Genomic DNA, 9347 nt, shown 5'->3' with positions numbered 1-9347 from the left:
CCCTGGCGCTACGCACTTCACTGGTGAAGATCGGTATCGACACGGTTGTCCTTTCGGCGGTCACCATGCCTGAATTCTGCGAGACATTTTCGCAACGGCTGGCGACCGAATATATGGACATGGGCAAGGTTGTGATCTTTGCCGGAGGCACGGGCAATCCGTTCTTTACGACAGACTCCGCCGCTGCCCTGCGTGCAGCGGAGATTGGGGCCGATGCCCTGTTCAAGGGCACCCAAGTCGACGGAATTTATTCAGCCGATCCTAAAAAAGACCCAAATGCTGTGCGGTTTGATCATCTGACCCACAAGGACGTGCTGGATCGCGGGCTCGCGGTGATGGATACAACGGCTGTTGCTCTTGCACGTGAAAATAATATCCCAATAATCGTCTATTCGATCCACGAAAAGGGTGGTTTTGCAGAAGTGCTACAGGGTAGAGGACGAGCAACGGTTGTATCGGACCATTGATTGTTCTGTCGGGCAGTTCTGCCAAGAATAAGGAGCATTGAGCATGAGTGACGCACTCGATCTGAACGACCTGAAGCGCCGGATGGACGGTGCCATACAGGCTCTGAAACACGATCTCGGCGGGCTTCGCACCGGCCGCGCTTCGGCAAGCCTGCTGGAGCCTATTACTGTCGAGGCCTATGGTTCGCAGATGCCTCTCAATCAGGTTGCCAATATCACTGTGCCAGAGTCGCGAATGCTCGCAGTGTCCGTCTGGGACAAGTCGATGGTGGGCAAGGTTGAGCGCGCGATCCGGGAGTCAGGCCTTGGCCTCAACCCGATTACCGACGGCAACAATTTGCGTATTCCCTTGCCCGAACTCAACGAGCAGCGCCGTAAGGAACTGGTCAAGATCGCCCATCAATATGTCGAGCATGCCAAGGTCGCAGCGCGTCACGTTCGCCGCGACGGCATGGACGAATTGAAGAGGTTGGAAAAGGACGGCAACATCAGTCAGGACGACAATCGTGTCCTGTCCGAAAAAGTCCAGAAACTGACAGATGACACCATTACAGAAATGGATAAAGTCGTTGCTGTCAAAGAAGCGGAAATCATGCAGGTTTGAGAAACTTTTGATCACCACTTGATGGATATGTGTTGCGTTTCCAGTGCTCCGGTTCTCGAATACCAACCCACACGCCTCATGAGGGTAAATTCTCAAAAGTGTCCGAACCGACAATAACGTAATCAGTCCACTGGAGGTCAAAGCCAATGTCCAATCCGCGCCACATTGCCATCATCATGGATGGAAATGGCCGTTGGGCAAAGGCGAGGGGACTGCCGCGGACGGCTGGCCACAAGGCCGGCGTCGATTCGCTGCGTGAGGTTATCCGCGCCGCGGGCAAGATGGATATACCATTCCTGACGCTGTTTGCGTTCTCGTCCGAAAACTGGTCGCGGCCGCGCTCGGAAGTTACCGATCTTATGGGACTTCTGAAACTCTTCATCAGACGCGATCTCGCTGATCTGCACAGAGAGAATGTGCGGGTGCGGATCATTGGAGAACGGCAGGATCTGGCCAAGGATATTCGCCGCCTTCTCGACGAAGCGGAAACGCTGACGATCAGGAACACAGGGCTCACGCTGGTTATTGCCTTCAATTATGGTTCACGCAATGAAATAACCCGTGCCGTTCAGCGCCTGGTTGCGGACGTTGCATCGGGTGTTATCACCCACGAAGACATTACGCCCGAAGCCATATCGGTGCGGCTGGATACGGCCGATATCCCTGATCCCGATCTGATTATCCGGACCAGCGGCGAAATGCGCCTGTCGAATTTCCTTCTCTGGCAGGCAGCCTATTCCGAATTCATGTTCTTGCCCTGCTATTGGCCCGACTTCCGGCCTTCCCATCTGGCCGAGGCCATAGAAACGTTCCAGATGCGCGAACGACGCTTCGGCGGTGTGGCGGCGCAGGAAATCGCCCTGTGACCTTTAAGGCCAATCCTCTGCGGCAGACCGGTGCGATATGATCGGAATTGGCTTTAGTGGTCTTTCCAATCTGCAAAAACGCATTCTGAGCGCGATTGTCCTTATCGTCATTGCGGTCGTTCTTACCTCGCTCGGCGGATTTGCCTTCGGTATTCTGGCCTGCGCGATAGGCTTGAGCGTGTTTTACGAATGGCAACTCATCACATTCCAGAGGTCGACATCCGTCACCCGCGGTTTGGCTTGGATTTGCCTTATCTGTGCAATGGTGGTGCTTCTCTTCACCCAAGATGTCTTGACGATGATTAGCGTGCTGTTCGCAGGCGCAGCGCTTGTTGCCGCAATCGGCGGGCGTGCGAATGGCTATTGGCCGGCATTCGGCCTCATCTACTCCGGCTTTCCAGCCATCGCGCTGACATTGTTGCGCGGTGACACAGGCGATGGGTTTGCGGCAATCCTGTTCCTGTTTGCCGTCGTTTGGGCGACCGATATCTTTGCGTTTTTCAACGGACGGGCGCTTGGCGGGCCAAAACTAGCGCCGCGCTTCTCGCCCAACAAGACCTGGTCAGGTGCAATTGGCGGCGCAGCAGCAGGGGTAGCGGCCGGCGTCGGTTTTGCCGCCTTTATCACGCCGGCGGGCAGCGTTTCCGTTCCGCTGATCGCGCTTTTATTGTCGATCACCGCCCAGATCGGCGATCTTGGCGAATCATGGGTGAAACGTCGATTTGGCATTAAGGACTCCGGCCAGCTCATCCCCGGTCACGGTGGTGTGATGGACCGGGTCGACGGACTTGTAGCTGCTGCAGCATTGCTATACGTCATCGGGGCAATTCTGGTGACACCGGAAACGCCGTACGACATTCTTTTCTAGACGAGCGAACCCACAGGGTCATCTGATTGGCCCGGAGGATATATTGACAGAAACACTGCATACTCTCTTCGGTACTCAGAGCGTTTTGATCGGAACGATTCTGCCATTCCTGATTGTTCTGACCGTCGTGGTCTTCGTCCACGAAATGGGTCACTACCTTGTGGGACGGTGGTGCGGAATTGGTGTCCAGGCATTCTCCGTCGGCTTTGGGCCAGAGTTAATAGGATTCACCGATCGCAAGGGCACGCGCTGGAAGCTTTCGGCAATTCCGCTTGGCGGATACGTCAAATTTGCCGGCGACGAGGGCGTATCCAGCTCCGTAGGAACGCCGGCTGCAGCGATGACACCTGAAGAGCGGGCTGTTGCCTTTCATACCCAGCCAGTCTGGAAGCGTGCCGCCACGGTCTTTGCGGGTCCCGCGTTCAACATATTGCTGACGGTTGCCATTTTTTCGGTGTTCTTCTCTCTATATGGCAAGATGGTCGCTGACCCTATGGTGGCGGAAGTCCGCCCCGGTGGTCCTGCAGCAATTGCCGGATTTCAGCCAGGCGACCGTTTCATCAGCGTAGACGGCGACAAAGTCGAGACCTTTTCGGACGTTCAGCGTCATGTGTCTTCGCGAGCCGGCGACGCCCTGAATTTCGTGGTGGAGCGCAAGGGTCAGGAAATTAAGCTGACCGCGACACCCGAGCTGCTGGAGCAAAAGGATCCGCTCGGAAACACTGTCAAGATCGCAGTGATCGGCGTGGTCAACAATCAGGAGTTGGGGAACTTCCGGCGGATCGAATACGGCCCCGTCGAATCAGTTGTTCAAGCTGTGCGTGAAAGCGGATTTATCATAGCCCGCACCGGTCAGTTTTTCAGCCGGTTTTTCGCAGGTCGTGAAGACAAGTGCCAGTTGGGAGGGCCTGTCAAGATCGCCACAATGGCGGGGCAGGCGGCGAGCCAGGGCGTTGATTGGCTTATCCAGCTAACGGCGATGCTATCCATCGGTATCGGCCTGCTCAATTTGTTTCCCTTGCCGCCTCTTGATGGCGGGCATCTGGTCTTCTATGCAGCCGAAGCCGTCATCGGGAAGCCTGTCAGGCCGGTTGTCCAAGAGATTTTCTTTCGCGCCGGATTCTTTTTAGTCTTAGGATTCATGGGGTTTGTTGTGTTTAACGATCTTTTTGCTTGCCGGTAGCAAACGTTAAACATTGATGAAAATTTGAGGCGCTGGCTGGTCAAGCGATATGATCTGTTTACTATAAGCTTCGATTGGCGTGGCATGGATGCCACGCTTTCTTGTGAAGTAAACAGATTTTAACCGTAAGCCTTGCGTGTATGTAAAAACCGGCTATGACGGTGTGCGAGTAAGTGCTTATTCCGGGGTCTCGCCCGGGGACAACGAGAAACGAAGGTTCATAAGGCCTATGGCGGCAAGTTCAAAATTTGTTGGTGCAGCGTCAGCGCTCGCCATATCAGCGGCTCTTGTGAGTTCGGGTGCAATCGTAACCACGGTAGCAGGCGTAACAGTAGCACAGGCAGCAACAGTAAGCCGCATTGAAGTGCGCGGTAACACACGTGTGGATGCCCAGACGGTTCGCGACAATCTGGGGATTACGCCCGGCAAGCCTTTTTCCAATGCAGACATCGATGCGGCAACCAAGCGCCTGTTCGGCACCGGCCTGTTCAGCGATGTGCGTATCAGCCAGTCAGGTGGAACATTGATCGTTCAGGTCAATGAGCATCAGGTCGTCAACCAGGTCATTTTCCAGGGCAACAAGAAGATCAAGGATCCTGCGCTGCAAAATGCTGTGCAATTGAAGCCGCGCGCCGCTTTCGACCAGGCGACGCTTGATGCCGATGTCGAGGCTGTACGTGCCGCCTACCGCAATGTCGGCCGCAGCGATGCCACGGTCTCTGGCCGGACGATGGATCTGGGCGAAGGACGCGTCAATGTCGTGTTCGAGATCAATGAAGGCGATCGCACCAAGATTGCCAAGATCAATTTCGTCGGCAATCAGGCTTTTGGCAATCGCCGCCTGAGCGACGTTATCTCGACCAAAAAGTCCACTCCGCTTTCCTGGCTGACACGGAACGACGTTTATAGCGAAGATCGCCTTCGCGCAGACGAGGAAGCGCTTCGCCGGTTCTATTACAACCGCGGTTACGCGGATTTCCGTGTGATTTCCTCCACGGCGGACCTCGATCCAGCCACCAACGACTACACGATCACCATCACAGTTGAAGAAGGTGAGAAGTACAAGTTCGGCGGCGTTCAGATCGAAAGCTCGGTCGAGGGTGTTGATACCTCGCAGTTGAACGGCCTTGTCAAGACGAGGGAAGGCGATACCTACAACGCCAAGGAAGTCGAAGACTCGATCATCAAGGTTTCCGAGAAGGTTGCCGGTCAGGGCTACGCCTTTGCCAAGGTTGAGCCACGCGGTGATCGCAACTTCGAGAATCATACGATCTCGGTGACCTATGCCATCGATCAAGGCCCACGCGCCTATGTCGAGCGCATTGAAATCCGCGGCAATGAAAAGACCCGCGACTTCGTCATCCGCCGTGAATTCGATGTCAGTGAAGGCGATGCCTTCAACCAGGTTTTGATCCAGCGTGCCAAGCGCCGTTTGGAGGCTTTGCAATTCTTCCAGACAGTCAACATCTCGACGGCGCCCGGTTCGCAGCCCGATCAGGTTGTGCTTGTCGTTGACGTCATCGAGAAATCGACCGGTGAATTCTCCATCGGTGGCGGTTATACGACCGGTGGTGAAAACCCTGGGCCGACGGTTGAAGCTTCGATCACCGAGCGCAACTTCCTCGGTCGTGGCCAGTACGTCCGTATTGCCGCTGGCGGCGGTCTTGATAACAACCGATCTTATTCGCTGTCGTTTACCGAGCCATACTTCCTTGGTCAGCGCATTGCAGCCGGCTTCGATATTTTCAAACGCCAGTCGGGTGTGAACAACAAATACGAGACGGATTTGACCGGCGGTACCATTCGCTTCGGTCTGCCGATCACCGATGATTTGACGGCCGGTGTTGCCTACAATCTCACTGAAGAAAAGTATAAGATTGACGGCGATGCGCTGAATCCTGATGGCACTCCGGATCTTAGCGAGATATCGCAAGCGTTTGCGGATGCGGCTGACGAAAGCCCTTGGATCAAGTCATCGGTAAGCTGGTCGCTGACGTATAATACGATCGACGATACAAAGAACCCACATGACGGTATCTACGCGAGGTTCAATCAGGAATATGCTGGTATCGGCGGTGACGCCAACTTCCTGAAGACCACGTTCAAAGGTCAGTATTACAAGACGCTGTCCGATGAGATGGACATTGTTGGCTTGGTCGGTGTTGGCGCGGGTTATATCGCTGGTTTCGGCGACGAAGATCTGCGGGTGTTCGACCTGTTCAAGAATAACAGCGAAATGATCCGCGGTTTCAAATATGCTGGTATAGGTCCTCGTGATTTGACCCCAGGCCTTGACGCCGACGGCAGCTTCCTTGGTGGTAATACTTACTTCAGCGGATCGCTGGAGACGCAGTTCCCGATGCCTGTTGTTCCGGAGAGCATCGGTATTCGTGGTGCTGTATTTGCTGACGCCGCGACGCTCTACGGGAATGATCTTCCGGAGGCTCAAGGTTCAACCGAAATGGAATGGCGTGCATCGGTCGGCGCCAGCATCATGTGGGCGTCTCCATTCGGTCCGCTGCGCTTCGATTATGCTGTGCCGGTCAAAAAGGTTGAAGGCGATCAGGTTCAGAATTTCAACTTCGGCATGTCGAGCAAGTTCTGATAGATTGCTGACCTCCCGGGGGGAGCAAGTTTCCCCGGGGGAGAAAGTAGCCGATGGCCGATCCTATCTTTTATGAGCCACTGTTGAACGTGACAATTGGTCAGATCGCAGGTCTGACCAATGGCGTTCTCGTGGACAGTTCATTGGCAAATCGGCCGGTCAAGCGGCTGGCTTCGCTTTCGGATTCAGGTCCCGATGCGGTCGTATTTATCGAAAGCAAGAAACACGCCGTGGATCTCGGTGACCTCAAGGCTGCCGGCGTACTGTGTACCGACGAAATAAAGGCTAGCGTTCCCAAGAACGTCGCCATTATCGTAACCCGTCATCCGCAGCAGGATTTTGCTGCCATTGGCCGCGCGCTCTACCCCAATGCCGTCAATGCGCATTTGTGGAGTGGACAGACCGGTATATCGATCCATGCGATTGTCCACCCGTCCGCAGAGATCGAAACTGACGTTACGATTGAGCCGGGCGCTATTATCGGGAGCAATGTTTCTATCGGTTCCGGCACCGTGATCGCCGCCAATGTGGTCATTGGCAATGGCTGCAAGATTGGTCGAGATTGCTATATCGCTCCGAGTTGCTCGGTTCAGTACGCATTTTTGGGTAATCGCGTCTTGCTGCATCCGGGTGTAAGAATTGGCCAGGATGGTTTTGGCTATGTGCCTGGGAGGGCCGGGCTCGACAAGATGCCGCAACTCGGCCGCGTCATTATTCAGGACAATGTCGAAATCGGCGCCAATACAACGGTCGATCGTGGTGCTCTGGCTGACACGACTATCGGTGAAGGCACGAAAATCGATAATCTCGTGCAAATCGCCCATAATGTGCGTATAGGGCGGCATTGCGTTATTGCTGCGCAATGTGGCATTTCGGGCAGTGTGGTCCTTGGTGACATGACGATGCTCGGTGGAAGCGTCGGGATCAAGGATCATGTCAACATCGGTTCACGCGTCGAGATCGCCGCGGCGAGCGGCGTGATGAACGATATACCGGACGGCGAGAGGTGGGCTGGCGCGCCTGCTCAGCCGTTCAAGCAGTGGTTCCGTGAAATCGCAAGCGTGCGTGCGATGACGCGAACCAAGAAGGAGAGCGGTTCAGATGAGTGATAATGTGAAAGTGGAGAGCCTCGGAGTTGCGGACATCCAGAAACTTCTGGCGAATCTGCCACATCGTTATCCATTTCTGCTGATCGATCGCATCGTCGATATCGACCGTGACGTATCGGCCACCGGCATCAAGAATGTCAGCATCAACGAACCACATTTTGCCGGTCATTTTCCCGAGCTGCCGATCATGCCGGGTGTTTTGATCATCGAGGCAATGGCTCAGACTGCCGGCGCGATCGTTCTCTTTCACAATGGCAGCGGTAAGCCGGGCAAGGTCTTCTTCATGACCATCGACAACGCCAAGTTCCGCAAGCCCGTCGTTCCTGGCGACCAATTGAAGCTGCGGGTGACGAAGCTGAAGCAGCGCGGCAGCATCCACAAATACGCTTGTATAGCCGAAGTTGACGGCGTGAAGGTTGCCGAAGCGGAAGTTGCCGCCATGGTAGGCTTTCCCGATGAAGACGAGTCTGGAGTCTAAGCCCCTTTATGTCTCGCATTCATCAGTCGTCTATCATCGAGCAGGGCGCGAAAATCGGAGACAGGGTATCTGTCGGACCATTTTGCCACATCGGATCTGAAGCCGTCATTGGCGATGACGTCGAACTCATCGGCCATGTCACCATAATGGGGCCCACGACGCTTGGCAGCGGTTCCAAGGTCTATCCCAATGCCGTTCTTGGCGGTGACCCGCAAAATACCAAGCATAAGGGCGGCTATACGACACTCGTCATCGGCAAGAACTGCGTGATCCGCGAAGGCGTGACCATGCATCGCGGTACGGATGGCAGCCGCGGCATCACCACGATCGGCGACAATTGCATGTTCCTGGCTTATGCGCATGTCGCGCATGACTGCGTGATTGGCGACAACGTCACCTTCTCCAACAATGTGATGATCGGCGGGCACGTCACCATCGGCAATAACGTCATTATCGGCGGAGGTGCAGGCATTCATCAGTTCGTACGTGTCGGGCATCATGCTTTCATTGGCGGTCTTGCTGCCTTGGCAAGCGATCTCGTTCCCTATGGCATGGCTATCGGCAACCACGCCTATCTCGGCGGGTTGAATATCATCGGGATGAAGCGTTCGGGGATGGCGCGTCCGGAAATCCACAATCTGCGGCATGCCGTCCGCATGCTGTTCGACCGCACGAAATCGATCAAGAGCCGTGCAGATGATGTGCGCGTGGCATTCCCGGATTCGCCCGCCGTAGCCGATCTGGTTGATTTCATCACCACTGATACCAAGCGCGCCTATTGTACGCCGCCACTCGATTCCGCAATCGAGATCAGTGACAGTGACGACAACAGCTAAAACACTGCCATCGACTGCTCTGCACCCGCCCATAGCGGGACGGACTGCCATTGTCGCCGGCAATGGCCAGCTTCCTGTCGCCGTCGCCGAAAGTCTGCGGAAGCTTGGCGACAATCCCTTGATTGTTGCGATCAAAGGCGAGGCGGAACCTGAGCTCTACGCGGGCGAGCACGCCGAGATTTCAATTGTCGAACTCGGCGGCCTGGTCAAGATACTCAAGGCCGAGGGCATTTCCAATGTTGTCCTCGCGGGCGGCATTCGTCACAGGCCGGAGTTCCGCGCTGCGCTTCGACCGGGAAACGGTAATCTCGTTGCGCTCTATCGTTTCCTG

Annotated in this window: 9 protein-coding genes and 1 pseudogene; all 10 read left to right on the top strand. The window is 55.3% G+C overall.

Annotation, left to right across the window (positions count from 1 at the left end; translation table 11 throughout):
- Window positions 1-467 (top strand): amino acid kinase family protein (locus ACXJ5O_RS11875; RefSeq protein WP_457300072.1); only part of this gene is annotated, 467 nt, incomplete at its 5' end.
- A gap of 43 nt (window positions 468-510) precedes the next feature.
- Window positions 511-1071 carry a ribosome recycling factor gene (frr, locus tag ACXJ5O_RS11870; RefSeq protein ID WP_457300071.1) on the top strand — a complete coding sequence of 187 codons (561 nt, stop codon included), beginning with the start codon at window positions 511-513 and terminating at the stop codon, window positions 1069-1071.
- 146 nt (window positions 1072-1217) lie between these two features.
- Window positions 1218-1937 (top strand): isoprenyl transferase, encoded by a 720-nt coding sequence (locus ACXJ5O_RS11865; RefSeq protein WP_457300070.1) that lies wholly within the window; start codon window positions 1218-1220, stop codon window positions 1935-1937.
- A 37-nt stretch (window positions 1938-1974) separates the two neighbouring features.
- Window positions 1975-2805, top strand: coding sequence for a phosphatidate cytidylyltransferase (locus ACXJ5O_RS11860; RefSeq protein ID WP_457300069.1), 831 nt, complete (start codon window positions 1975-1977; stop codon window positions 2803-2805).
- 43 nt (window positions 2806-2848) lie between these two features.
- Window positions 2849-3988 (top strand): RIP metalloprotease RseP, encoded by a 1140-nt coding sequence (rseP, locus tag ACXJ5O_RS11855; protein WP_457300068.1) that lies wholly within the window; start codon window positions 2849-2851, stop codon window positions 3986-3988.
- A gap of 229 nt (window positions 3989-4217) precedes the next feature.
- Window positions 4218-6593 carry an outer membrane protein assembly factor BamA gene (bamA, locus tag ACXJ5O_RS11850; RefSeq protein ID WP_457300067.1) on the top strand — a complete coding sequence of 792 codons (2376 nt, stop codon included), beginning with the start codon at window positions 4218-4220 and terminating at the stop codon, window positions 6591-6593.
- Window positions 6594-6646: 53 nt separating this feature from the next.
- Window positions 6647-7702: a UDP-3-O-(3-hydroxymyristoyl)glucosamine N-acyltransferase gene (gene lpxD, locus ACXJ5O_RS11845; RefSeq protein WP_457300066.1), complete on the top strand. Its 1056-nt coding sequence runs from the start codon at window positions 6647-6649 to the stop codon at window positions 7700-7702.
- Entirely contained in the window at window positions 7695-8180 is a 486-nt protein-coding gene (gene fabZ, locus ACXJ5O_RS11840) for a 3-hydroxyacyl-ACP dehydratase FabZ (RefSeq protein ID WP_112529286.1), read from the top strand. The genes lpxD and fabZ overlap by 8 nt, the downstream gene beginning before the upstream one ends.
- A gap of 8 nt (window positions 8181-8188) precedes the next feature.
- Window positions 8189-9016: an acyl-ACP--UDP-N-acetylglucosamine O-acyltransferase gene (gene lpxA, locus ACXJ5O_RS11835; RefSeq protein ID WP_457300065.1), complete on the top strand. Its 828-nt coding sequence runs from the start codon at window positions 8189-8191 to the stop codon at window positions 9014-9016.
- A pseudogene (locus ACXJ5O_RS11830) lies at window positions 9000-9347 on the top strand (LpxI family protein); the annotation flags it as partial. The gene lpxA and the pseudogene ACXJ5O_RS11830, both read left to right, overlap by 17 nt.

The sequence above is a fragment of the Phyllobacterium sp. P5_D12 genome, assembly GCF_054049495.1.
The sequence above is the reverse complement of the archived record's forward strand: the minus strand, read 5'-3'. Positions and strand labels throughout refer to the sequence as shown.